Genomic DNA, 24,541 nt, shown 5'->3' with positions numbered 1-24,541 from the left:
GTTACATCCCTCCGGATCTGTTATTGTCCATTCATTTTTATCGTTTGCAGCTGACATTCCGATGGTCTCTGATGTTTTAGGTAATCCATTCTTCTAAGACAACTTCATTATAAAATTCCCAACCAACGCTTTAATCAACCAATGGAATATGTTTCCTTTAATGTGTCATTAATTATTTGTCAAAATGAAAATTAGAAGTTACGAGCTTTTTCAGGTTCCGCCTCGGTGGTTATTTCTTAAAATAGAGACGGATGAAGGCATTATTGGCTGGGGGGAGCCGGTGATCGAAGGGAAAGCGGCAACGGTGAAGGCAGCGGTGATTGAGCTGATGGATACGCTCATCGGAAAAGATCCGATGGACATTGAGGGGCATTGGAATACAATGTACAGAGGTGGTTTTTACCGGGGCGGACCCATATTGATGAGTGCAATCGCGGGTATCGACCAGGCACTTTGGGACATTAAAGGGAAATTCTATAATGCGCCTGTGCACCAGCTGCTTGGCGGGAAATGCAGGGATAAAATCAAGGTGTATTCATGGATCGGCGGCGACCGGCCTTCGGACGTAGCGATTGCGGCAAAGTTGTCACTCGATAGCGGTTTCAAGGCCATTAAAATGAATGCAACCGACGAAATGCAATACATTGATTCTTACGAAAAGATCGACCTCGTTTTGCTTCGCGTTGCATCGATCCGGGAAGCGGTGGGTTACGCTTTGGATATTGGTGTGGACTTTCATGGTCGTCTGCACAAGCCGATGGCAAAGGTTCTCGCCAAAGAATTGGAACAATTCCGGCCGATGTTTATCGAAGAACCTGTGCTCCCGGAGAATAATGAGGCGCTGCGCGAAATTGCGAACCATACCTGCATTCCGATCGCAACCGGCGAGCGCATGTTCAGCCGCTGGCAGTTTAAAGAACTGCTTACGCAGGGTTATGCGGATATTATTCAGCCAGATTTGTCCCACGCTGGGGGCATTACGGAATGTAAAAAAATCCTTTCCATGGCCGAAGCGTTTGACGTTGCCGCTGCGCCGCATTGTCCGCTCGGACCCATCGCGCTGGCTGCCTGTCTGCAAGTGGATGCAACCTGCCATAATGCATTTATCCAGGAACAAAGCCTGGGCATCCATTACAACCAGGGCAATGACCTGATGGATTACCTGGAAGACAAATCCGTTTTTACTTATGAAAATGGCTTCGTAAAAATTCCATCAGGCCCGGGCTTAGGCATTGAGATCAATGAAGAACAGGTGCGGAGAATGGCAGCAGTAGGTCACAACTGGAAAAATCCGCTTTGGACGCATGAGGATGGCAGCGCTGCGGAATGGTAAGAGCTAAAAGTTGCTTTTAACATGTTCCCAAAAGATTATCAGCGTGTCTGCAACATGACAATCTTCCCATCCATCGTAGTCATCAGCACCGTACGCTTGTCCACAGGCGTGATACCGCTGATCAGTGCGTTGGAAATTTTGTGTTTCCAGATCGTTTCGCCGCTGCTCCGGTCAATGGCGCACACCATTCCGGAGTTGCTGGGGACGTACAGGATGTTGTTGGTTTCGACCAATGCGGTGGGGGAGATTTCGTAGGGTAATTTCAATTTCGCTTTCCAGCTCAGTTCCATGGAATCAGCTTTGGTGGAGACGCCGTAAATGTCGCCGTCCATAGTTTTGACAAACACGAGACTGCTGTCTGAGGAAAGCCCGATGGACTCCCTCACGCGAACGGTTGGAATTTGCTTGCGCCAGACTACATTGCCGGTAGCTACATTGAGTGCGGTCATGTAACGGTCGGGGGCGACGATAAAGACGCGGCTACCGGAAGCGACGGGATAAACGGCGGCTGGCGAGAACATTCGGTTAGCAGCACCATTGTTCCACTTCCAAATCAATGCGCCGGTTTTCAGGTCGAGGGCATAGAAATCATTGGCCCAGCAGCCAAAAAAGATCTTTCCCTGATAAATCAACGGCTTGGTAACCACGAATCCTTTTACATCTTTAAAATCCCAGACCAACTCACCGGTTTCCAGGTCTAATGCGCGGAAATGGCCGTCCGAGCCGCCCGTAAACACTTTACCGTCAGCAATCACGGGATTGGCGACGATTGGTTTTTCGGCAGTAAATTTCCATTTCAACTTGCCGTTTTTTACATCGACACAATAGATGTTCTTATCACTGGAAGTCACGACTACACTCGAACCGGACGCGGCAGGCGTGGCGTAAATCTTGCCATTGGTTTTGTATTCCCAAATCTTCTTTCCCTTTTTATTTAAAGCAAACAGCACACCTTTTGTATCAGAACATAAAATGACTTTGTTATGCAAGGTCACACCGGAGCCTATATCGCTGTTGTCCTGGTAATTCCATAGCATTCTGACATTCTTAAACTGATCGTTCACCGCGTAAGTTGGCCTTGGGAATTTTTCAGTGCTTTTTAAAAATTGGTGATCCGTTAATGTTACTTCATTCCATGCTGTCAGACTGTCGGAAAATGGCTTTTTTATTGCAAAAGATGCTTTTCCATTGCTTATGGTCACAATGTTGTAGCCGCCAATATCTTCCTTTGCCCGGAGATTGGAACGGCCCATCACGCCCGGGATCTTTTCAAAATCAAATTCTTTATTACTATGCCCATGGCCGCAGAGGATAAGCTGAACATTATTCTTTTTCAACCTGTCCAAGGCATCGTACCAGTTGTTGAGCGCGGAGTCCTGCGGGTAATGGTTGAGGTAAATAACCGGCATTTTTGGATCGGGCAGCTTGCTTAATGTGCTGTCGAGCCACACCAGATGTTCCCTTGGAACCTGGCCGGGACCCATCCGCATGTTAGGCCCCGACGCTGTTCCAAGAAATGCGTAACCTTTGTGCTGAAAGTAAAAAGACTCAGCACCGAAAATGGTTTTAAAGCTATTACTCCCGCTTTCCGACCAGTTTGAATCGTGATTGCCGGGTATGACATGCCAGGGTTTTTGCAGACTATCCAATATCGCCTTGGCCAATGTCAGCTCGTCATCGGAGCCGAATTCCGTAATGTCTCCGGTTACCACTACGAAATCGAGCGATGGATTGGCATTAATGTCCTTCACCGTGCGCATGAGATCCTCGGCGCCTGTGGAGCCGCCCACGTGTGTATCGCTGACGAAAGCGAATTTGTAATTTTCATTTTGTCCAAAACAAAACGGGGCAATGCAAAGCAACAGGCAAAGTGCGAAGTATCTCATAATGTGATGATTATTCCCAGCCCGGATTCTGTTTCAGTTCAGAACCGGCATCCTGGTAAAGCTTGATCTGATCCAATGGGATAGGGGTCAGGTAAACTTTCGGGCTTTCAAATAAGCGTTGTGATTCGGGTTTAGAAGCGGGGATGATGTAGCCTTCCGCCGCACCGCCTTCGATGATGGCATCCGTGTTGGGATAGTCAGCTTTTTTGATCCATGCACCGCGGTTAATGTCTGCATTAATTTTTGTGTCAGTATATTCCATCTTTTTCCAGCGGGTAAGGTCATTTAATCTGAAACCTTCCATCATCAGTTCCACTCGACGCTCACGACGGATTTCCCATAATAGTGACGAGACTGTTTTGTCCCGTTTCGGGTCGTCATACACCTTTCCGTTAACAGCCGGTGAGCCTCCCAAAACTTGCAATGGGGGCAAAGCAACGCCCGGGCGGGCGCGCAGCAGATTTACCGACTGGTCCAGATCAGCCTGCACCATCGCGCCCAGTTCCGCAGCGGCTTCCGCATAATTTAGCAAAACCTCTCCATAGCGGATCACCGGGCCGTCTGTCTGGTTCAGCGAACCACTTCCTTCGGGCAACTCTTTGGTTTCTTCATTGAGAAATTTCAATGTTGCATAGCCGCTAGACGAAGCGTTAGGCGCATATTTGCTCACGCGCAAGGCATCCACAAATGTTGAGGTAATGCGTGGATCACGATTTGTCATCACATTTTTAATGTTTTTGTCCCCTAAATACAAAGGCGAAACAGCGATAGGCAATCCATCTTTAGACAAATAACTTTCCACGGCACTTTTAGACGCGCCGGATTGCGGTTCTTTGTTGTTATAGCTGTTCAAACTGTGCGTAAGCTGCCCCGTCTCATATTTTCGATACAGGATCATTTCCTTCGAACCCGCCAGCGAAATGGATGTAAACAGGGATCGGTAATTCTCCGAAATGGCATAGCGACCGGATTGAATCACTTCATTAGCAGCCCATTTGGCCGCTTCGAGATACGTTTTTGCCCGAGCCTGATCAATGTTGTGATATTTTAAATAAGTCCCTTCAAACAAGAACACGCGGGACATGAAAGCCAGAACGACCGACTTATTAACCGTCAGACCTTTTTCGCCGTCATCGGCACGAACGTTGGCAGCGGCAAACTGAAAATCTTCCAAAACCTTGTCCATCACTTCGGTACGCGGCTGGCGTTTCTTGTAAAGTCCCGCAGCATCCTTTTCGTCCAGGGCCTTGTCGTAAAATGGCACATCACCGTAAGTCCGCACGAGCTCGTGGTATTCCATCGCCCTGAAAAACCGTACAATCCCCGACCAGTGCGCGATGGCCTCCTGCTCCATGGGAACGATCTGGATGCGGTCCAGGAAAAGATTCGCTTTTCTGACCCAGGTAAAAGTCCAGGTTGTGGAAGTAGCGGGGACGTTTTTGATAAATTGCGTCGGACTCAAAGGGGCAAAATCATCATTTAATGTTTGTCCTGTAAAATATCTGCCGAATGTAAATCCAGAGCCATAAGCAGGAAAATAGTTGGGATAAAAGCCCCAGGCAAAGGTTCTTACATTCTTTTCATTGGTCCAGTAACTGTCATCCGTGAGCGCGTCCTGCGGCTCACGGGTGAGAAAATCCTCCTTACACCCCGTTATAACAAGCAGTGAAATGGAAAGGATGAGCAATATCTTTTTCATAATGACTGTGTTTTTGAATTAGAATGTAAGTTGAAGACCCATTGAAACGCTCCGGCGATAAGGATAAACCCGTCCGAATGTTGCGCGATCGATCGTAGAATTGCGGAAATCCACCTCGGGATCGATCGGGATATTGAGGTTATCAAACTCAAACAGGTTTTCGCCATTCACATAAATGCGCAGGTTTTGCATCTTGATTTTTTGCGTCAGACGCGCGGGCAACCGGTAACCGAAATTCACACTCTTCATTCTCAGGTAGGACATATCCAGCAGATATTTATCCTGGATCAGGAAGTTCTGCGTGTTATTGGACTGTCCGGTGTTGGTAGGTCTTGGATAAAAAGCACCTTGCCGTTCCGGCGTCCAGTAGTTCATCTGATGCGCGTACATGGCATCATTAGGGTTATTTCCTGGAATAAAAATGGAGCCGGAAGCCCAGAGATCGCGCTTACCGACACCTTGCATGAAGACATTCAGGTCGAATCCCTTCCAATCAGCGCCCAAGCGGATTCCGTACTGATAGCGTGGCGTGGAATTGCCGATCACTTTCAAATCACCATGATCGTCGAGGCTGCTGCTGCCGGTGAAAATCGTTCCGTCGCCGTTCAGGTCCTTGTATTTTACGTCACCCGGGCCATAGAAGAATGTGCCAGCTTCGTGCTTGGTCTGGTTGGGGATGCCATCTTTAAGAATGTAGTGACCGGCTGCGTCGGTAATTAATGTGCCGTCGGTATTTTGCTGGAAATCGTCGTTCCGGAAAAAGCGGTCTGTTTCATAACCCCAGATCTCACCCAGAATTTTGCCTCTGTAATTTCCGTTGACCAGATTCCCGTCGAACTTGGTAATTTTTTCTTTGAAATCAGACAATGATAAACCTACGCTGAAATTGAAACCGCTGGCCAGGCTTTGCCGCCAGTCGAGTGCGATTTCCCAGCCGGTTGTCTGCATTTGGCCATAATTTCTTCTCGGCGGCGTTGCCCCGAAGCTGCTGGGGAGCACGATGCCGCCCGTGATCATATCGCTTGTGGTGCGCTGATACCAGTCGTAAGTAACCGCAAGACGATTGTTAAATAGACTTGCATCCAGACCTAAATCCAATGTGCTGATCTTCTCCCAGGTGAGCGAAGGCGGCACAAGCGAAGGCGTTGCCACGGTCACCATATTGCTTGTTCCGATCCACCAGTTGGAAGCGGAAGAGGCCATAGTCGGCCGGAATGTGGTGCTACCCACGTCCGTATTGCCCAGCGATCCCCACGATCCACGGATTTTCAGATTGTCGAGGACAGGTTTGCTGAATGACATAAATGGCTCGGCAGTAAGCACGTAGCCGGCTGAAATAGAGGGGAAAAATGCCCACTGGCTGTTGTTTGGAAAAAATGACGAACCGTCATACCGACCGTTTACTTCCAGCAGAATTTTGTCATTGAATGTATAGTTGACCCGGCCAAAATAACCTTGCGTAGCCCAATGTCCCCTGAAACCATCCACATATTGGTCGCCCGTCGCAAGCGGCAGTTCTCCATGCGTTTGATCCAGTAACCCGCGTCTTTCGGAAGACTGGCCCCATCTTTTGAATAAATCAAGGTCCATACCCGCCAGGAATTTGAGCGAATGCTTTTCTACATCTTTCGAATAAGTTGCAAATGCCTTGAAGGTGTGCATCTCATTCCAGTTGGAATTGTATTTAACACGGTCGTAAGTGGCGCTCGTATAATTTTCATATTTCAAAGGCACACCGTTCCACTGGTTCCAGGCCGTAACGCTTCCTCCGACTTCGCGCACGTGATCGTTGGTGTTGGAATAAGTGTAATTGGCGTCAATAGTCAGGTCTTTTGCCAGCTTAAACTGACCACCTACCGTCGCCCGGATGAAATTGGACGAATAATTAAGCATATTAGCCTGCTGAACCTCCGTAACCACATTCCTGAACGGCTTGCCTTCGTAAGTCCCATACGGGTAGACCGAATGCCACCGATACAGATAGTAAAGCGGGTCATAGGTCGTTCCTCCAAAAGAAAACGGACTTTCCGCAACATTCTTTGAGAGTAATAGCTTGGCATTCAGGCTAAACCATTTGTTCAGATCAGAATTAATGCTGAATGTGCCGCTGTAACGCTTGAAAAGGTCTGTTTTTTCTTTCAAAACACCTTCCTGGCCCATATAACCTAAGCTGACGTTATAGCTGGTTTTGTCATTTCCGCCTGTAAAGCCCAGATTATGATTGCTTTGCGGCGCCCACTTACGCATATACATATCGCCCGCGTCCCACGGCCGGTAAAAGTAAAGGCGACCATCCTTAATGTCGAAATCGCGGCCCAGGACCATTTCATTACCCAAATCCTGACCGCCGTATTGCGCTTCCCAATCCCGGATTTTCTGGATGCTTTCGTCTGTGAAATACATGCCCACCGTCCCGAATGTGGTGGCCGAAGGGTTGTTGCGTTTCGCAGCTAGCAATGCATATTCAGGCCCATCGGCTGCGGGAGCGAGTTTGGGCGTGTTTGTAGGTGTGCTTTGTGAAAAATTGGCGGAGTAGGAGATTTGATTGCGTGTATTTTTCTTTCCGGATTTTGAAGTGATTAAAACTACACCCCAGGCGGCGCGGCTTCCGTAAATAGAAGTCGATGCAGCATCTTTGAGCACAGAAATGGATTGAATGTCGTCGGGGTTAACAAGCAGCAAACTTTGTATCTCAACATTATCCAGCAAAATAAGCGGTTGCGCGCCGTTGCCCGCATTCAGCGAACCAACCATTCCCCGTAGGCGGATCTGCGGGCTGCTGCCCAGATCACCGGTCGTTGTCGTGATCGTCAGGCCCGGAACGGCACCCTGCAAGGCCCGGCCCACGTCTGTTACCGGTCTGGATTGCATGGTTTTATCCACGTCTACAGTGCTCACGGCGCCGGTTAGGTTGGCTTTTTTCTGCGTTCCATATCCCACCACGACGACCTCACTCAGGCTTTTTGTATCTTCTTTTAATGCGATCGTCAGACTTGTGTTATTGCCGACGGGCACTTCCCTGGTTTGAAAACCAATGTAAGAAAAAATCAAAACGTCTGATTCTGAGTCTACACTGATCTTGAAATTACCATTTTCATCCGTCAAAGAACCTTCCGACGTTCCCTTCACGAGCACGCTAACACCAGGCAGCGGACTGTTTTCTGAATCCGTAACCTGACCTTTAATGACAATGTCCTTTTTTATATTTAAAGAAGACGCCTGACCCGTTATAAGTGGACGGTTTGACAGGCTTTCCATTGCTGCCGGCTGGTCTTTGGTTTTGAAAACCACAATGCTTTCATCCGTTTCCCTGAAAGAGTAGGGGGTTTCCGCCAAAACCGATTCCAGCACTTCTTTTACACTGGTTTCCTGGAAGTTACTGCTATGGACTTTTATCTTTCTGGCTTCTTTATTGTTGTAGGAAAAGTCGATCTGACTTGCCTTACTGATTTTTTCAATGGCTTTTTCGAGCGAAACGTCACTGAAACTGACCGTAACCTTCTTGCCCATGAGACGCTGGCTGTAACCATTTTCCGCCAGTAAAGTCCCCGCCGTAGTAATCAACACCCCAAACACGATCAATCCGGCCCTCATGACTCTGATTAGTTTAGTAGTTCTTCTTTTCATAAATTACCTAGGTTTAGTAAACACTTATTAAACACGGCAAAAGCCGGGGAGTGGATCTGTCAAAATCATCCCCCGGAATTGTATTTATTCTTTGCTGGGCCTGTTGGCGCAGGTCCAGCATTTCATGTTACTGACAGCCCTCTCCGCTTACGATCACCTCCTTTCCTTTTATTTCGTAACGGATCCCCTGGATGTCACGCACAAGGTCCATCACACTTTCGAGGCTCTGATGGGTACTAAACCGAATGCTGTTCTCGCATTCTTTAAATTTTTGCCTATCAAAGTGAATGCTCACCTGATAGGCATTTTCCACAGCTAATATCAAATCTTCAAAGCGCACTGACTTTAATATCACATTCCCCGATTTCCAGTCGACCGATTCGGCCGCTTCCACCAGCATTTCTTTTTCATTTCCACTGTTTTTGTCAAAAATTACTTCTTGGTCTTTTTCCAGAAGCGCCAGCGGTTCGGCACCCCGTGAAACGGCCACTTTTCCGCTCACCACAGTTACGATTTCGTGGGATAATTCTTTGTACGCCTTCACCCGGAATGATGTCCCGAGCACCCTTGTGTCGAGGTGGGAGCTGTGAACTGTGAATGGCGCCATTGTGTCCCTTTTAACCTGAAAAAAGCCTTCGCCTTCTTCAAGAAAGACTTCCCGTGTTTTGCCAAAGCTGGCCGGATATCGTAAAACGCTTGCTGCATTCAGCCACACCCGGGAACTGTCAGGCAGGATCACTTCACGGGTTCCGCCGGACGGAGCTGTGATGGTGATCATATCCTCGGACCAAGAATTGTGAACAGTATAATTATAAATGCCTGCTGCTGAAATGATCAGGAAGGCCAGCGACGCCGCAATCGCATACCATTTGCGCCAAAATATATTGCGGGTTTTGTTAAAATTTAATGTCTGGTCAATCCTGGCTTTAATGTGGTCTCCATCGGGTTGATGCTTATTTTCACCATCCGAAGGTCGTTCCAGTCCAAGGCTTTTATAGAGGTCGTCGATATCCATTGAGTACAATTTTTTGATGACCCTTTGATTTGGATCTCAATTGATGCTTACAATGACATGACGAATAGGAAATGCAGTGGTACTATGCCAAAAAGAAAATGTTAAAAAAATTTTTGCGATGTTGCTTTTTGTGCGTCGTTACATCCCTCGAGGGATTTCAAAAATTGCAATCAACCTGATGCTATCTATAAAGATGTCATTCCTCAGGCATTTGCAGTCCTAAGTCGAAGCGCGACGTTACATTGTTAGAAATCATTAGCAGCCGCCATGTTGAAAATGCCGGAGGCATGCAACAACATGCAATCCGCCAAAATTCAGAGATGCAGCTCTTTTAACCGGAGACGCCGGATCGCGTTACTGATCTGATTTTTGACAGTCTGGGGGGATAAGGATAGTTTTTGCGCTATTTCAATCGTAGATAAATGCTCCTGACGGCTTAGCAAAAAGATCTTTTTCATATCTGAAGGCAGGTTTTCCACTTCGGCCATCAACTGCTTTTCAATGTCGTCGGATGCAACGGCATCGAAAAACTGGTTTTCGTTCGCTGAAGTTCGTTCTAAAATGTCTTGCTGCACTTGAAGTTGAAAAGCATTTTTCCGGCTCTGGTCAATGAGCCGGTTTTTCAGCATTGTATGGAAATAGCCTATGAATGTGCTGTGAATGGTAATCTCCTGCCGCTTGTTCCAGATATCTACAAATAAGTCGTGAACAAGGTCTTCTGCAAGTGGGGCATTATGCAGTTTTTTGAAACCAATATCATAAATAACCTTCCAGTAGCGGACATAAAGCTCATTGAAGGCATTCCTGTCATCCCTATCCTTCAACAGATTCATTAACGCTATGTCTGATAAATCCTTCAAGTTATTGTGGCAGATGATGACGAAGTAAGTATTCAGGAAAAGAGGCCTCTAACTTATACAAAATGATTGCATGTTACAAACTGTCTTTTACCGAAAATATGTATTTTTATCGCATTCACTCACCTTCAACATTGGCTGTACGCCTGTTGGTACATTGCCTTGCAAAATCTTAGTTCAAACATTTGCCTGAGCATGGCATAAGCAAGCGTGTCAGAAACATGCCCGTTATCCGTCAATAAGCAGCAACGTTTTTATTCTGGAATTATCAGTTCTTGCAGATATGAAGCGATTTGATCTGCTGCCTGATTGTGTCCATAACAGGTCCAGTGGTGGTCGTAAACGAAAGTCCAGTTGTCCTGTCCGTCGGAGTCGAGGGAGATTGTTTTAAACCCGGCAGCCTTCACCTCATTTTTTATTGCATCGGGAAGTTTGGGATGGAATACTATAATTTTATCTTTCACATCATATTTTTGCTTTACAAATTCAAGAAGTGACTTTATAGAATTGGAGTGATCCGGTTGAACGGTTGGTTTGGCAGGGGCATGTTTTTCTCCGCCAAACTTAATCTGATTTAACGGAAACCGCTGAAACAGATAGTAGGCGAATTTAATGTTGTACAGTATCGTCTTCAACTTCGCTGACTTCATGATGCCTGGAATAACTTTCCTGTTACCAAGATCCACCTGGGTAATATCCGTTTGAACAGCGATATCCCTGATGCTTTCTGTGAAGTCGGCAGCATTTACATATATCAAATGCATTTGGGGGCTTAGCGAGTCCATGCTGGCTGCAATTTCCATGGCCTCAATAAAGGATACACCAGACCGGCCAGCTTCAACGAAATTCATCATAGGGACCCGGGATTTGAGAAGCATATCCTGATGGCAGTCACTGGGATTCATGAAATTCTCAATGAACGAATCCCCGATAATTGTCACAAGGTTATCATAGCTTACTGGTAATGTGCCTGTCCAGCCGAGTTCGTTCGTTGCCCAGCTATGATTTCCTCCTTTCCAACTGCCTTGTTGATCCGGATTATATCGCTGGATACCGTTGTCGTCTAAATATCTTTTAGGCACCTCACTTGTTAAATGGTAAGCCCTGACAATCGCTTCTCCTACGACAAACCCGCCCAGAAGGAAAATAAAAAATTTCAATAGTAATTTACCCATCTAAAACTGGAAATAAATGAATTGTTGCTGTTTTCCTGTGTAAACGAAGAGTGCAATAACCAAGCAATAATAGAATCCCCACTTAACCGTTTTTGGCCAGTTAAAACCGATTCGTGCGATGGCATAAGGATGCTCACGACCTATCCATTCCACGATAATGAATGCTGCGATGAGAAGCAAAAGCTCTTTCCTGAGCAAGTCAGGAACTGTAAAAAGACTTTTGGAGAAGATTTTACCAATGTATTCAGCAGCATGGCGAATGTTCTCTGCCCGGAATAAAATCCACGCAAAGACGGTCAGGGAAAATGTTCCCAGCATACGGAGCAGATCGCTAACTGTGGGAAATAAACGTCCCTTCGCGACGATCTCAATATGCTCCCGATTGCTTTTTGAAATTAACAATGGAAGAAAATAAATGGCATTGAGTGCGCCCCAGGCCAGGAACGTCCAGTTGGCTCCATGCCAGAATCCACTGAGTAAAAATATGATAAAGGTGTTCCTGATCTTCAATAACAAGCTTCCCCGGCTTCCACCCAGAGGAAAATATACATAGTCCCTGAACCAGGAAGAAAGGGATATGTGCCAACGTCGCCAGAATTCTGCAATGTCCCTTGAAAAATAGGGATACGAGAAATTGCGCAGCAGTTCAATGCCCATAATCCGGGCGACGCCCAAAGCAATGTCGGAATACCCTGAGAAATCGCCATAAATCTGCATTGTGAAGAAGAATGCGCCTAAAAGTAATGTGCTTCCGGAGTGGTCTTCATGGTTATTGAAGGCCAGGTTGGCCAGCTCGGCGCAATTGTCGGCTATGACGATCTTTTTGAAAAGGCCCCAGAGAATCTGTCTTAGCCCATCGGTGGCCTGGGCATAGTTAAACACTCTTTTTCGCTGAATTTGGGGCAAAAGGTGGGTCGCCCTTTCTATGGGACCAGCGACAAGAAGCGGAAAGAAACTGACGAAGACGGCATAATCAACGAGGTCTTTTTCCGGCTTGATTTGATTTTTGTAAATATCAATGACATACGACAAACCATGGAAAGTGTAAAAAGAAATGCCGACTGGTAAGACAAGGTTCAAGGTTTGGGGATTGACCGACAGACCCAGCAGAGAAAGTCCGTCTGCAAATGATTCAATGAAGAAGTTGTAATACTTGAGTACGCCTAGCAAAGAAAGGTTTATGCCGATACTAAGCACGAGCCAGAATTTCCGCACACGCGGATCTGTCGCATTCCCCATTTTCAGGCCCGTGAAATAGTCGAGTGCAATGGAGAAAATTAGTAGGAATACGAATCGATAATCCCAGCAAGCATAAAAAAATAAGCTCGAAACTAATAGAATAATGTTCTGCAGTCTTAGACTGTTTCGCGCAAGGATCCAGTAAAAAAATAGAACAACAGGAAAAAAGAGGGCAGAACTCAGAGAGTTAAAAAGCATTGCTCATAAGGGTTATAGTGTGTTTAAAAACAGCGACTTACATGCTGCTATAAACAAAATGAAGTCGGTGTAGGGCGTAAATATAGCTATTCCATGATGAGTTACAACATTCCAATGATTCAGCTCAATTTATTTTTTCACAATCACATAATATTGCCCGTCCAATTTGTCGTTTCCAGCTCAAACCTAAACCTTTGCCCGAACATTCTCCGCTGCTTTTTCTGCGGTCAGTTTCACGCGTTGCTGCCGTGTTTCTGGCCTTTTGGCATCTGAAATCCAGGTTAAAATTAGGCGCTTGGCTGACGAAGGGAAAGCGAGGAAGTTTTTAAGTGCGACCTCATTTTGATCGAGTAATTCCTGCAAATCAGCTGGAATAACGTTGTTTTCCGCGTCCACGAGGGCGTCCCAGGTTCCTGTTTTTTTCGCGAGGTCAATGAGTTCCTGCCCTTTTGGTGTCATCAGCCCGGCTGCTGTTAACCGCTCGACACGTTCCTTGTTCACAGCGCTCCATTTGCCCGCTGCTTTTCGCGGCGTGTACATTTGGTACGTGCTCTCTTTGTCGCGCTTCACGGATTTGGAGTCGATCCAGCCGAAACACAATGCTTCTTCAACAGACTCTGCATAGTATACGCTTGGCGTTTTGCTCGATTTGTGATAAATGATAAGCCAAACGGATTGCGCCGTTTGACCATTTTTTTGCAGCCATTCACGCCACTCCTTTCTGGTAGGTGCGTAGAAGGCTTTGATTTCATTTTTAGTTTCCATGATAGGCAAATGGGCTTGATCAGACATTTTTCTTCTCGTTTAACATTAATTATTATTTCCTTACAAAAATAAGAGCGGCCTGTGACAGCCTTATGTCAGGGGCGTCATGTTATTTCAAGAATTCTGTAAATATTCTTGCGAACAACACGTTCCGATTTTTATTATGATAATCCAATGCCTAAGACGACTAAGTTAATGACTGTCAGCCAAACTTAGCCGTCTTAGTGATCAGGAATTACGAGATTGCCATGCGAATCGCTCTTTCCACAGGACTGTTTCCGCTGGTATGCAGCTCATTTCGGGTCAGTAACGGCGGCTGCGCCATAAACTTCGGGTGCTGACCGCGATGCGGTTGAGCCGCATGGACGATAAATGGATGGCAGAGGTAAACCGTTCCCGCCTTACCCGTTGCCAGCACCTCGTCGCGGACAGGGAATTTATCCAACTCATTTGCCAGATCCATAAACCCAAGGCCTTCTTCGCCTTTTTTGGACAGTAACCGGGCAACATCCATATGCGAACCAACACGGATGCGTGTAGGCGCATCATTCTGACCAACATCTGAATACAGGAAAAGCATCAGCAACGCGCGGCCTCTTGAATTCACATTGACCCGCCATTCGAAAAAGTTAGCCGGATCGCTGCCCGGAAAACTGGCGTCCACGTGCCAACCCGTGTCGCCCGGATCTTCATCGGATGGAAAACGAACCGGAAAAGTGCCCATACTCATGCACGGGAGCCAATTACCGGCACCAACCAATTGATCAAAAGCGCTATGCAACACTGGCGTGTTGGCCGATTGGACAAAGGGCTCCTGCGAATACATGCCAAGCCGCACCACCGGCTTCGTCCAGCTCGCCGGATCCTGCTGGTTAAAGCCCAGATCGGCCCACAAAATATCCCTGGCAGCCTTGGCTAACTCCTCAGAAAATGCATTGTCCATGCGGACAAAGCCTTTATTTATAAAATCATGAATTTGATTATCATCTAATATCTCGCCCATAACATTGTTTAAAAGTGGATCAAAAAGCAGGACAAGCCGCCAGCATTCAGATCGCGTTTTGAAAATTATAAATGCACAATGAAATATTCCCTTCAAAAAAGGGAGCGCGCCGGGGTTGACGCTTGGAGAAATATCAGAGTGTTGGAGTCATCCTCATAGTGACAAATTTAAAAATCTACCCGAAATTTCACAAGAAAAAATTGGTTGAAACTCAGGCATGATTTGTTTGACATTTCTATTAATCGACCAAATTAAATTATTAGAAAGCATTTATGGAAGCTGATACGCAAGGAAAAAAGGCCATTATATTCGGAGCAAGCGGCTTCGTCGGCAATTATATATTGGAAGGACTTTTGAATGATCCCGACTACGACCAGGTAACCGTTGTAGTGCGCAAAAATTTAAATCTGTCCCATCCAAAGCTCGTAACATTGATAGGAGATTATCATTCTCTTCCCAGTCTGAAAGACCAGATCGTTGCAGACGAAGTATTTATTTCGCTCGGAACTACAAAAAAGAATACACCTGACCAGAAAACCTACTATGAGGTCGATCACGATTACCCGGTCCTGGCAACACAGATTGCGAAAGAAAAAGGAGCGAAATCCGTTTTTCTGGTATCAGCTGTCGGGCCGGATGCAGGTTCGAGCATTTTTTACGTCCGGACAAAAGGAGAGACAGAACGTGACGTCGTTGCCCAGGATCTGCTCCATACCCACATCTTCCGCCCGTCCATGATCATGGGAGACCGGCAGGAAAGTCGCCCAATGGAAAAAATATTCATCAAATTATTCTCCGTACTAAACCCCGTCCTCATCGGCCCTGCCCAGAAATACAGAGGAATCAAAGCAAAAGACATCGCCAAAGCAATGCTATCCGCCGCCAAAAAGCCTGCGGGAAAGGTGAAGGTTTATGAATGGAAAGAGATGAATGAATTGCTGTAAGCTTCGCTGATCATTTGCCCTTTCGCTCTTCGGCTAGCTGTTTATAAGCTTCGCCAAGCTCATATCGCAGCTCCTGAATCTCTTTGTCGCGTTTTTCGAGTTCAGCTTTTGACACTAAATCTTTTAGATACATGACTTCATCTGGATCACCTATAAATCCAAAAAGCCATTTAGGATGAATGTCAAACTCCTGTATAAGGGTGCCAACTGCGTTTGCAGGAAGCGTCTGCTCACCTGCCATTACCTTGCTCATTTTTGAATGGGATAACTTAAACATTTTTCCCAGTGCCGTTTGAGATAAACGGTGCGTCCTCAAGATAGTAAGAATACGTTTATTATCAATCATCCATGGTCAAGTTATATATTAAGCTTTGATGATATTATAAGTGAAAATAGTTTCCTATAATTTCATTAATGTTCCAAAAGTTTCTTAATTTTGAAGGTGTTCTATCAATAATTTCATCGGTTGTAAATATAACAACGACATGCACATGAACTTTAAAATCATCACACTTCCAGAAACTGAAACGCAAATTTGTCTACATCGTGACCGTAATGAAGAAGGAGAAGAGATCGTCCGGATAACAGCTTTCGTGACTACTTTGACAGGCAAAGAACCCATGTTGGAAGATGTAGTAAGGTTCACAGATGCCAAATCTGCCTGTTTCTTCGTAAAAGATTTTTCAATTGAATCAGCCAAGGGATTTTTGGATTTATGTTTAGCCGAAGAAAGAATAAATTTGCTAAACTAATCCAGCAGAGCAATATCCCCCGCAACAAAACGGCTATCACCTAGTAGACAAATCCCAGCGGTATAAAATATCGGTAACAAAGCCAACCATCAGGCAAACAAATCCCGGAGGGAATATTGGTAGCAAAGCCAACAAGCGAACAAATCCCGGAGGGATGAAATATTGGTAGTAAGGAATTACGACTCACAATGAATAAATCCCGGAGGGATGCAACGACTTGCAAGACGTTGCATCCCTCCGGGATTTATAAAGGGATACGTATTTTTGCTACCGATATGGTATCCCTCCGGGATTTAACAAGACCTTCTGTTTAACACAAATTGGATTTTGTTCATTAAATTGCCATCAGTTACTCGCCGTTCCGTTGGATGAAATTTGCAAATCATGAAAATCAAACCAATGAACATTACAATCGCAAAAAATGACCTCGCGTTGATGGATCTGGACGGAACGAGAAACTATCTGGATGGAATAAGCTACAACATTCGGGACATTTTCCATGGCACTAAAGGGACTATAAGCGACCAGGAGGGCAAACCCGTGGACATCGCTGAACATTTAATGAATGCGACGGATATCTTTACTTACGCTTTGGAAGAACTTACCCATCTCGAAGTTAGCGAAGAAGATCTGCCGAAAATAAACAGCATTATATCTTCCATCCGGTACGTAGTTGAGAGACTGCGATCGATAAGTATCAATTTAAAGCCCGGCATTTCAAGCGAATACTACGCCCTGTTTTTGGATAAGATCGAAATCCTTGATGAAACAATTGACGACGTTGAACATGTGTTTTTCGAGCTACGCAGCGACAAAGATTTTATCGCCGAAGCCCATCGATTACTCGGCTTATAATGGTCATTTATTGTACTGCACGTTTTAAGTTTGAATATCTCAAACTTATAAAACTGAATGCTTACCGACATTTGGAAGAAGAGTTCATTGAGACTTTTTTCAATAGAACCGATGACTTTGTATTTCATGGAGTGACAATTGTAGGAAATAAATCTCGCAGGGTTATCAAAAAAAGAATAGGTGGAAGAGGAGGGTTTCGTGTTTATTTCTATGCTTATATTTCTGACAGCAAGTTGTATTTGTCCTACATTTATCCAAAGGCTGGTCCTGAGGGTAAGGTTTCTTTAAATAAACAATTCGAAACCCTGATCATTTCGGAGACTGCGGACGCAATCCAGGAAGATGGGATTTTTGTTTTAACTGTTAGTGAAGAAAAAGTGATTTTTGGGTAGACGTTACATCCCTCCGGGATTAATAAAGGTTCTGTATTTTTTGCTACCGATATGGTATCCCTCCGGGATTTTCAGTTAACCAACATCGCATTTCGCCAAGATCATTCAATCCCAGCGGGATAAAATATTGGTAGCATGGCATTTCAACCCACAACGAAAAAATCCCGGAGGGATGCAACGACTTGCAAGTCGTTACATCCCTCCGGGATTAACAAAAGGATTTGTATTCTTTTTTGCTACCAATATGTTATCCCTCCGGGATTAATAACAGGTTCTGTATTTTTTGCTACCGATATGTTATCCCTCCGTGATTAATAACAGGCTTTGTATTTTTTGCTACTGATATGATATCCCTCCGGGGTTTTCAGGTAACCAACATTGCATCTCGCGAGCATCATTTCAGTTCAAGCAATGTTTCGTGGCCGTTGATGGCTACCCAGGTGCCTTTTCTTTTGATGTAGACATCTGAATAGACGTTTTTTCCTTTGAGGATTTTTTCTTTGTCTCTTAGTACGAAGCTGGTGTAAGCGGTGAGGAGGCCTACGTTATTGACGATTTGAAGATCCATGCTGTCGATGGCGACGTTGATGATCTGACGGTCTGGTGTCAGGAGGTCTTTGATAACGTCGTTTTTAGAGAGCTTTTTGCCGGTTTGTGATATCATGATGAAATCGTCGGCTAAAATTTTGCTTACTGCGGCGGTGTCGCGTTTTGGGTATGATTGCAGCCACTGGGTGTTCAGCTGCTTGATGAGCGCGCTGTCGTCGCCCTGCGCAAAAACAGGTGTTGCGGAAAGCAGCGAAAGGCACAGGATGATGTTTATGGATTTTTTCATTGTGATTTTGAGTTGGTTTTATCGAATGTAGCACATCTAAATGTAGTACATCTATCTGTATCTGCGCTGCCAAATTTTATACCAGTTCTTATTCTTGGGATAATGCCGGTGCGCGGCGCGGTTATTGACGAAGAGCGCAACCAGAAGCAAAACCAACACGCCGGTCAAAACGGGACTGAAAACGTATTTATATCCCAGACTCGTAATCTTTTCGGAACCAATGTTTGCGATCAACGCCGTAGCGCCTCCCGGCGGGTGCAGGGTTTTGGTGATCTGCATAAAAACAATGGATAGCGAAACGGCAAATGCAGAGGCGAGCCATATCTGGTCAGGCATGATCTTGTGGACTGTGACGCCAACGATGGCGCAGATTAAATGTCCGCCGATCAGATTGCGCGGCTGTGCCAGCGGACTATTGATAATGCCATAAATTAATACAGAAGATGCGCCGAAAGAACCGATCAGGAACACATTGTCGGCTTGGGTGAACTGGCTGTTGTTGATATAACCAATGAGTGCAATGCCTAAGAACGACCCGACAAATGTCCAGAAATGATCATTGAAATCAATGAGGGTTTCTTTGTAAATCACATATCGCGCCATGCGGACATGCTTTCTGAATCGCTTTCTCAAATTTTACTGATTAATTGCTCCCTTAAAAATGCAAATATAACGCCTGCTTCGCGCATTCGTTTATGCTTTACCTGGTTGTATGCAGTGAATATTTGGTTAAAAAAGCAAAGGGTCCCGAAGCCGGAACCCTTTGAAAGCACTATTTATGTTTAACTATTGAGATTTTATCCTTACTCCGGAATGGAAGTCAATGCTGGAACATTGTTCTGAAAACCAGTGTACCCTTTGTTCTGGTTGATACGTCCCTGGACATTACCATCGATAGCAGACTGAGGCACAGGCCATAGCACGTGATACGGGCTCATCGTGTACTCATCTGCGTGGCGTGTTTTCACCCCTTTGTTGTAAAAATCGCTTTTCTCCATGACGCGGTCATAGTAATAGTTGTTGTCGGAGAAGCTTTCCATGTTGTAGGTCTTGCCGTTCGGTGCGGGTTTCCCGGTCATGGCGAAAATGTAGGCTACGCGGGTCAATTCGGTTTTACGCGGTTCTTCGAAATACAATTCCCTTGCACGCTCATCCAGGATAGTACCAATGTTGATTTTCGCGGGTGCAAGCGGGCTGCAATTGGCACGCGTGCGTACGGCATTCACATCGGCTGCTGCTTTTACCAAATCACCTTTCCAGGCATAGGCTTCTGCCCTTAGCAAGTAAGTTTCGGCCAGACGGAACACATACCAATCGGTGTTTCCGCCCTGGGGCTGAATGCGTTGCGGATCTTCGACGAACAATTTATAATTCGGCCAGTCGAACCAGCAGCGGATCGTGTCAATGGTCAGTACTGCACCAGATGCATTGCGAAATTGCAGGTTTTTGCCATAAAAAGGATCATTAGCCTTGATAGCCGGGTTATTGTAAATGATGTCTTCCATACGCGTCCAGTTTCCCGGCGCGTGGCGCAAATCTTTTTTATCATCCCAAACACCTTCCTGCGAATAATAAGTAGGACGCACACGTCCGATCCCGCGACCAATTGTCGTGATCTGGTCGATTTCGATGCCATACGTGTCAATGGTGCCCCGGTTACCAGCCGGTGTATTAATGTTATTATGCCAAAACGGAACGGTGTTACGCATGATCTGAATGCCATCCGGTACATTTCCATCCATGTTAATGCGGTCAATCACAAGCATTAAGCCTTCGGTATTGGCGCCTAACGCCTTGTTCGCAGGGCGGTGCAAATCCCAGATCACATTGCGGTTTGCTTTGCTCGCGTCCACTCCAAAACGGCTGGTCATCAGCTTGTGCGTGCCCCCGTCGATCACGTTACTAGCGGACTTGATGGCATCGTCAAACAAGCCCAATGCCAGGTTGATCTTGGTCAGCAAATGGCTTACGGAACCTCTGTTAACCGATCCTTTGTCGGTCACGACCGGAACCCATTTTTCGGCAAATTCCAGATCTTCCTTCATTTTTTTCAAAATCACTTCCCGCTTCGTCGACTGGAAGTCGAGCTTGGGGCCAATGACTTCGTCCAGAATCAATGGTACATCACCAAACTGCTGGGTAAGCCGGTAGTAGCGTGCGGCGCGGTGGAAATATGCGGCACCAAGAATCTCATTTTTCTCCTGTTCGTTCTTATAAGTGGGCTGATCAATGCGGGATATGGCCACATTTGCATATTTGATCCCCTTAAAGCCTTCAATCCAGTACCAGCCGATACGGTTGTAGTCAATATGGTTGAGCTGCGCATCGGGGGTGATCAGCAGGTTCAGGTTTTGAGCCGGGCCTGATTTGTCCGTTGTTCCTTCGACGGCAATGTCGGAAAACACAGCTTCGGTCACCATCGGGGGCGCATCGCCATACCATTCCAGGCGCATATTCCGCTCGCAGGCAACCAATGTTGCGCGTAAGCCAGCCGGATCATTAAATGTAATGTCGGGATTGTAAAAAGATAGCGGCTCGGGTGCAAGCCAGTCTTTTTGGCAGGCGACCATTGTCATGCAGCCGGCAATCAGCGCAGGTGCAAATATTTGTTTTGATCTGTTATATATCGTTTTCATTTCGTCAATTTTTGGAAGAGAATATTACAGGGTTATATCCAGACCCAATGTGAAAATGCGCGGACTCGGTACGGAAATGTCCAGGTTCGTGTTCTTGTCGTTATCCGTTCCGTTTTCCGGATCCCAGAAACTCCAGCTCGATAAGTAACCCAGGTTACGCACGTTGCCATAGATGCGCAGGTTCTGAATGTTAACCTTCTGCACAATGTTCTTCGGGATCGTATAAGCCAGTGCTAAGCTTTCAAAACGGAGGAATGATTTGCTGCGGTAAACGGCGTAACCGGTTGCCGATCCTTCGCTTGAATACAGGCGTGCCCATTCGTTATTGCGGTTTTCAGCGGTCCAGTAAGGGAATACATACGAGCTCGAACGGTCAGGAAATCCGGGACGGTTCTTCATTTGGTTAAACTCGCCTTTTTGTCCCAGATACGAATACATCATAAATGAGGCATCGAAGTTTTTGAAGAGTTTGAACTCGTTACGGAATGTAAGCCTTACCCTTGGGGATTTGTAACCCTGGAAAACCTTGTCATCATTGGTATACTTTCCATCATTATTAACATCCAGGATCTTGTGATCGCCGGGTTTAACACCGTATTTGGCCGCCGCATCCGCTTCTTCGGTTTGCCATACACCCAGCACTTTGTAGTTCCAAAGCTCGTCCACCGCGTGGCCGATAAACCATTTGTTAGTGATATCGTCGGCTTCTTTTTGTCCCGTTACATTTCCTGAAGCATCTTTCACATCAACCATATTTCCATACAGCTTGGCGATCTTGTTGCGGTTCATCTGAACATTCAGTGTGGAGCGCCATGAGAAGTTTTCGCGCTTCATATTGTTCGAATTCAAGCTCAGTTCCAATCCTTTATTATCCACTTGCCCTAAGTTGTCCAGTACAAAATCGAAACCCAGCACATTGGGAAGCGCTCTTTTTACGAGCAGATCTTTGGTTGAGGATTTGTAAAGTTCCAGGCTACCGTCAATGATTGTGTTAAACAGCGCAAAATCGAGACCCAAATTGAGTGAGTTGGTGCGCTCCCATTTCAGATTAGGGTTTTGCATCCGGTCTACATAAAGCTGGCTCACCTGAACCACCGTCCCGCCTGAATTTACGTGCAGATATTTGCCTGTAGCCAGGTTGGATAATGCATCGTAACGTCCGATGTCCCTGTTCCCGTTGCTTCCGTAAGAGACACGTAACTTACCATAATTCAACCAGCTTACTTTAAAGAAGGGCTCATCCGTAAACACCCAGCCCAATGCGGCTGAGGAAAAAAGTGCTCTCGGATTTTTTTGTCCAAATGCCGAGTAACCGTCCCTTCTGGTTGAAAGCGTCACCATGTAACGGTCTTTAAACGAATAGAATAAACGCGCCATTAACGCATCCGCAGTGCTCGTTTCATCATTGCTCCACATGATAGGCGCACTACCGCCGCCAATGTTGTGGTAACCCAAAATGTCCGTTGGTGCAAAGCCCTTGTTCGATGTGCTGTCGTCCCACCTTCTGAAACGTTCAGCATTGGCGAGCAGCGTTACATCGATGTTGTGCTTTTCGGCAATGGTCTTGTTCCATTTCAGGATGTTGTCGATTTGCCAGTTAATGGTTTTCGTGTTCCGGCGTGAAGCGCGGCCACCCTCTGCTGCCCATTCCGCGTGCTTGGAAGACTCCGCATTATAGCGGTGATAAAATTCAAATCTCGGTGTAAAATTCGCCTGATAAGTAATGCCGAATGGCAGGCCGACTTTCGCAAAAATTACATTGTTAATGGTCGTAGAACCTTTGTCGCGGTCGGTGAAGCTGGGGGCATAGTAGGGGTGGTTTCCACCGCTGGCCTCCTCATTGGGCCGCCATTTGTAAGTCCCGTCCGGATTAAACTCCGATCCCCACGGTGAAAGGTTGGGAGCGAGGTTATAGTCAACAGGAACCTGGCTTTCGTCCCGGTCTGCAAACTGGGTGTTGATCCCGACGGTCAAAAATTTGTTCACTTTTCCTTCCAGGTTGATCCGGGCGCGGATCGTGCTGTACTTATCACCTACAACAATCCCTTCATTATTAAGGTAACCCAATGACATATAGTATGATACCTTGTCATTTTTACCCGAAAGACTGATCGTATGATCCTGGCGCAAGGCTTTTTGATAGATCTTGTTATACCAGTCCACGCTGCGGCCTTCTTTGTAATTTTTTATTTCAACAGATTGTAAACCAAGTCGTTGCAGCCAAATGGTTTCCGGGTCACCGGCAGATCCGTCAAATGCGAGCCATTGGTCCACTGTTACGCCTGCGGGCAGGTTGTTGGGATTTGTAAAACGGCTTGGCTGAGCGGCAGCATTAATGTTACGCATCACCTCGCCGCGCCAAGTGAGAAAACCGTCCGGACTCAGTACTTCTTGATTTTGAGCAACTTCGGCAAAACCAATGTTGGTGTTTACATTGATGATCGTTTTACCTTCTTTTCCTTTTTTGGTAGTGACGAGAATCACACCACTGGCTGCTTTTGCACCAAAAACAGCAGCCGAGCTGGCGTCCTTTAAAACGTCAACTGTCTCAATGTCATTAGGGTTAATGTCTTCCAGACCACCATAATAGATCGCTCCGTCCAGAACGACGAGTGGTGACGATCCCGCAGTCAGGGAGTTGGCACCACGCACACCCACATTACCACCGCCTTTTGCAGATGCCGAAAACCCTACGTTCATCCCAGGAATATTTCCTCTCAGAACATCCTGTACAGACTGCGGATTTTCGTTTTCAAGCTTCGTGGCGCTGATCTGGGAAACGGCGCCGGTAAGGTCGCGTTTCTTTTGTGTTCCGTAACCAACCACGACCACTTCTTCCAACGTTTTCTGATCAGTTGATAAAGTAATGTCCACCACGCTGGCTGTTCCCACTTCTTTTTCCTGTGTGAGATAACCAACGGCGGAAAACACGAGTACGGAGCTGTTCGCGGGCACATTGATCTGGTACTTGCCGTCAACGTCGGTGGTGGTGCCGTTTGTTGTGCCTTTAACCACAACGGTCACACCCGGGATGGGCGAGTTGTCTTCTTTTGACAAAATCCTTCCGGAAATTGCCTTGTCGATGGTGTGATGGGAACCGACCTTCCGGTTTTTAGGCACATTGTTGGCCATTGCAGGGGGCAGTAGCAGCGCTAGCAGCATACTTCCCGTCATCACAGGTCGAAGGAATACTGTATATCCTTTTCTCATTTGTTTGGGTTAGGAAATGTTTCACATTAGCTCGCATTCAGCTTCGCTATATCAATATTTCCAGACGAAATGCTACATTTCTACCCTTACATCCGAAGTTAACTAAGTATAAAGTAGTTT

General features: G+C 46.1%; 19 protein-coding genes. 5 read left to right on the top strand and 14 right to left on the bottom strand.

Annotated features, from left to right (window positions below; translation table 11 throughout):
• Positions 1 to 184: 184 nt before the first annotated feature.
• Positions 185 to 1,333, top strand: a complete 1,149-nt coding sequence (dgoD, locus tag LZG74_RS21660) for a galactonate dehydratase (RefSeq protein WP_233798580.1) — start codon at positions 185 to 187, stop codon at positions 1,331 to 1,333.
• A gap of 38 nt (positions 1,334 to 1,371) precedes the next feature.
• On the opposite strand, the gene LZG74_RS21655 is transcribed toward dgoD, so the two are convergent.
• The 9 genes from LZG74_RS21655 to LZG74_RS21615 all read right to left on the bottom strand — a co-directional run bounded on the left by LZG74_RS21655 (position 1,372) and on the right by LZG74_RS21615 (position 14,797).
• The gene (locus tag LZG74_RS21655) at positions 1,372 to 3,219 is read right to left on the bottom strand and encodes a PQQ-binding-like beta-propeller repeat protein (protein WP_233798579.1); all 1,848 of its coding nucleotides are present in this window, start codon (positions 3,217 to 3,219) and stop codon (positions 1,372 to 1,374) included.
• Between the two features lie 10 nt (positions 3,220 to 3,229).
• Positions 3,230 to 4,918: a RagB/SusD family nutrient uptake outer membrane protein gene (locus LZG74_RS21650; protein ID WP_233798578.1), complete on the bottom strand. Its 1,689-nt coding sequence runs from the start codon at positions 4,916 to 4,918 to the stop codon at positions 3,230 to 3,232.
• Between the two features lie 18 nt (positions 4,919 to 4,936).
• Positions 4,937 to 8,545 (bottom strand): TonB-dependent receptor, encoded by a 3,609-nt coding sequence (locus LZG74_RS21645; RefSeq protein WP_233798577.1) that lies wholly within the window; start codon positions 8,543 to 8,545, stop codon positions 4,937 to 4,939.
• A gap of 127 nt (positions 8,546 to 8,672) precedes the next feature.
• Positions 8,673 to 9,560: a FecR family protein gene (locus LZG74_RS21640; protein WP_233798576.1), complete on the bottom strand. Its 888-nt coding sequence runs from the start codon at positions 9,558 to 9,560 to the stop codon at positions 8,673 to 8,675.
• 314 nt (positions 9,561 to 9,874) lie between these two features.
• Positions 9,875 to 10,393, bottom strand: a complete 519-nt coding sequence (locus LZG74_RS21635) for an RNA polymerase sigma factor (RefSeq protein WP_233798575.1) — start codon at positions 10,391 to 10,393, stop codon at positions 9,875 to 9,877.
• A gap of 278 nt (positions 10,394 to 10,671) precedes the next feature.
• The gene (locus LZG74_RS21630; RefSeq protein ID WP_233798574.1) at positions 10,672 to 11,592 is read right to left on the bottom strand and encodes a hypothetical protein; all 921 of its coding nucleotides are present in this window, start codon (positions 11,590 to 11,592) and stop codon (positions 10,672 to 10,674) included.
• Positions 11,593 to 12,831 (bottom strand): MBOAT family O-acyltransferase, encoded by a 1,239-nt coding sequence (locus LZG74_RS21625; protein ID WP_310589361.1) that lies wholly within the window; start codon positions 12,829 to 12,831, stop codon positions 11,593 to 11,595.
• 384 nt (positions 12,832 to 13,215) lie between these two features.
• Positions 13,216 to 13,821 (bottom strand): YdeI family protein, encoded by a 606-nt coding sequence (locus tag LZG74_RS21620; RefSeq protein WP_233798572.1) that lies wholly within the window; start codon positions 13,819 to 13,821, stop codon positions 13,216 to 13,218.
• A gap of 208 nt (positions 13,822 to 14,029) precedes the next feature.
• Entirely contained in the window at positions 14,030 to 14,797 is a 768-nt protein-coding gene (locus LZG74_RS21615) for a phytanoyl-CoA dioxygenase family protein (RefSeq protein ID WP_233798571.1), read from the bottom strand.
• 272 nt (positions 14,798 to 15,069) lie between these two features.
• Between LZG74_RS21615 and LZG74_RS21610 the strand changes: the two genes are divergently transcribed.
• Positions 15,070 to 15,741 (top strand): oxidoreductase, encoded by a 672-nt coding sequence (locus tag LZG74_RS21610; RefSeq protein ID WP_233798570.1) that lies wholly within the window; start codon positions 15,070 to 15,072, stop codon positions 15,739 to 15,741.
• Positions 15,742 to 15,751: 10 nt separating this feature from the next.
• Here LZG74_RS21610 and LZG74_RS21605 read toward each other — a convergent pair whose 3' ends face one another.
• The gene (locus LZG74_RS21605) at positions 15,752 to 16,087 is read right to left on the bottom strand and encodes an XRE family transcriptional regulator (protein ID WP_233798569.1); all 336 of its coding nucleotides are present in this window, start codon (positions 16,085 to 16,087) and stop codon (positions 15,752 to 15,754) included.
• Between the two features lie 145 nt (positions 16,088 to 16,232).
• Here LZG74_RS21605 and LZG74_RS21600 point away from each other — a divergent pair, with 145 nt between their 5' ends.
• The 3 genes from LZG74_RS21600 to LZG74_RS21590 all read left to right on the top strand — a co-directional run bounded on the left by LZG74_RS21600 (position 16,233) and on the right by LZG74_RS21590 (position 17,740).
• Positions 16,233 to 16,493, top strand: coding sequence for a hypothetical protein (locus tag LZG74_RS21600; RefSeq protein WP_233798568.1), 261 nt, complete (start codon positions 16,233 to 16,235; stop codon positions 16,491 to 16,493).
• 384 nt (positions 16,494 to 16,877) lie between these two features.
• On the top strand, positions 16,878 to 17,348 hold the full coding sequence (locus LZG74_RS21595) for a hypothetical protein (protein WP_233798567.1): 471 nt from the start codon (positions 16,878 to 16,880) through the stop codon (positions 17,346 to 17,348).
• Between the two features lie 71 nt (positions 17,349 to 17,419).
• A complete protein-coding gene (locus LZG74_RS21590; protein WP_233798566.1) occupies positions 17,420 to 17,740 on the top strand; it encodes a hypothetical protein in 321 nt (106 codons plus the stop codon).
• A gap of 394 nt (positions 17,741 to 18,134) precedes the next feature.
• On the opposite strand, the gene LZG74_RS21585 is transcribed toward LZG74_RS21590, so the two are convergent.
• The 4 genes from LZG74_RS21585 to LZG74_RS21570 all read right to left on the bottom strand — a co-directional run bounded on the left by LZG74_RS21585 (position 18,135) and on the right by LZG74_RS21570 (position 24,421).
• Positions 18,135 to 18,575, bottom strand: coding sequence for a nuclear transport factor 2 family protein (locus LZG74_RS21585; RefSeq protein WP_233798565.1), 441 nt, complete (start codon positions 18,573 to 18,575; stop codon positions 18,135 to 18,137).
• 51 nt (positions 18,576 to 18,626) lie between these two features.
• Positions 18,627 to 19,178 carry an HPP family protein gene (locus tag LZG74_RS21580; protein WP_233798829.1) on the bottom strand — a complete coding sequence of 184 codons (552 nt, stop codon included), beginning with the start codon at positions 19,176 to 19,178 and terminating at the stop codon, positions 18,627 to 18,629.
• Between the two features lie 200 nt (positions 19,179 to 19,378).
• Positions 19,379 to 21,211 carry a RagB/SusD family nutrient uptake outer membrane protein gene (locus LZG74_RS21575; RefSeq protein ID WP_233798564.1) on the bottom strand — a complete coding sequence of 611 codons (1,833 nt, stop codon included), beginning with the start codon at positions 21,209 to 21,211 and terminating at the stop codon, positions 19,379 to 19,381.
• 24 nt (positions 21,212 to 21,235) lie between these two features.
• Positions 21,236 to 24,421, bottom strand: coding sequence for a SusC/RagA family TonB-linked outer membrane protein (locus LZG74_RS21570; RefSeq protein ID WP_233798563.1), 3,186 nt, complete (start codon positions 24,419 to 24,421; stop codon positions 21,236 to 21,238).
• Positions 24,422 to 24,541: the final 120 nt, after the last annotated feature.

Origin of the sequence: Dyadobacter sp. CY327, from assembly GCF_021390415.1 — a bacterium.
In the GTDB taxonomy this organism is placed as follows: Bacteria; Bacteroidota; Bacteroidia; order Cytophagales; family Spirosomataceae; genus Dyadobacter; species Dyadobacter chenhuakuii.
The sequence above is the reverse complement of the archived record's forward strand: the minus strand, read 5'-3'. Positions and strand labels throughout refer to the sequence as shown.

Excerpts from the sequence above, each read along its gene's own strand:
- dgoD (WP_233798580.1), top strand. The coding sequence starts at position 185 with ATGAAAATTAGAAGTTACGAGCTTTTTCAGGTTCCGCCTCGGTGGTTA.
- LZG74_RS21655 (WP_233798579.1), bottom strand. The coding sequence starts at position 3,219 with ATGAGATACTTCGCACTTTGCCTGTTGCTTTGCATTGCCCCGTTTTGT.
- LZG74_RS21650 (WP_233798578.1), bottom strand. The coding sequence starts at position 4,918 with ATGAAAAAGATATTGCTCATCCTTTCCATTTCACTGCTTGTTATAACG.
- LZG74_RS21645 (WP_233798577.1), bottom strand. The coding sequence starts at position 8,545 with ATGAAAAGAAGAACTACTAAACTAATCAGAGTCATGAGGGCCGGATTG.
- LZG74_RS21640 (WP_233798576.1), bottom strand. The coding sequence starts at position 9,560 with ATGGATATCGACGACCTCTATAAAAGCCTTGGACTGGAACGACCTTCG.
- LZG74_RS21635 (WP_233798575.1), bottom strand. The coding sequence starts at position 10,393 with ATGAATCTGTTGAAGGATAGGGATGACAGGAATGCCTTCAATGAGCTT.
- LZG74_RS21630 (WP_233798574.1), bottom strand. The coding sequence starts at position 11,592 with ATGGGTAAATTACTATTGAAATTTTTTATTTTCCTTCTGGGCGGGTTT.
- LZG74_RS21625 (WP_310589361.1), bottom strand. The coding sequence starts at position 12,831 with ATGGGGAATGCGACAGATCCGCGTGTGCGGAAATTCTGGCTCGTGCTT.
- LZG74_RS21620 (WP_233798572.1), bottom strand. The coding sequence starts at position 13,821 with ATGTCTGATCAAGCCCATTTGCCTATCATGGAAACTAAAAATGAAATC.
- LZG74_RS21615 (WP_233798571.1), bottom strand. The coding sequence starts at position 14,797 with ATGGGCGAGATATTAGATGATAATCAAATTCATGATTTTATAAATAAA.
- LZG74_RS21610 (WP_233798570.1), top strand. The coding sequence starts at position 15,070 with ATGGAAGCTGATACGCAAGGAAAAAAGGCCATTATATTCGGAGCAAGC.
- LZG74_RS21605 (WP_233798569.1), bottom strand. The coding sequence starts at position 16,087 with ATGATTGATAATAAACGTATTCTTACTATCTTGAGGACGCACCGTTTA.
- LZG74_RS21600 (WP_233798568.1), top strand. The coding sequence starts at position 16,233 with ATGAACTTTAAAATCATCACACTTCCAGAAACTGAAACGCAAATTTGT.
- LZG74_RS21595 (WP_233798567.1), top strand. The coding sequence starts at position 16,878 with ATGAAAATCAAACCAATGAACATTACAATCGCAAAAAATGACCTCGCG.
- LZG74_RS21585 (WP_233798565.1), bottom strand. The coding sequence starts at position 18,575 with ATGAAAAAATCCATAAACATCATCCTGTGCCTTTCGCTGCTTTCCGCA.
- LZG74_RS21580 (WP_233798829.1), bottom strand. The coding sequence starts at position 19,178 with ATGGCGCGATATGTGATTTACAAAGAAACCCTCATTGATTTCAATGAT.
- LZG74_RS21575 (WP_233798564.1), bottom strand. The coding sequence starts at position 21,211 with ATGAAAACGATATATAACAGATCAAAACAAATATTTGCACCTGCGCTG.
- LZG74_RS21570 (WP_233798563.1), bottom strand. The coding sequence starts at position 24,421 with ATGAGAAAAGGATATACAGTATTCCTTCGACCTGTGATGACGGGAAGT.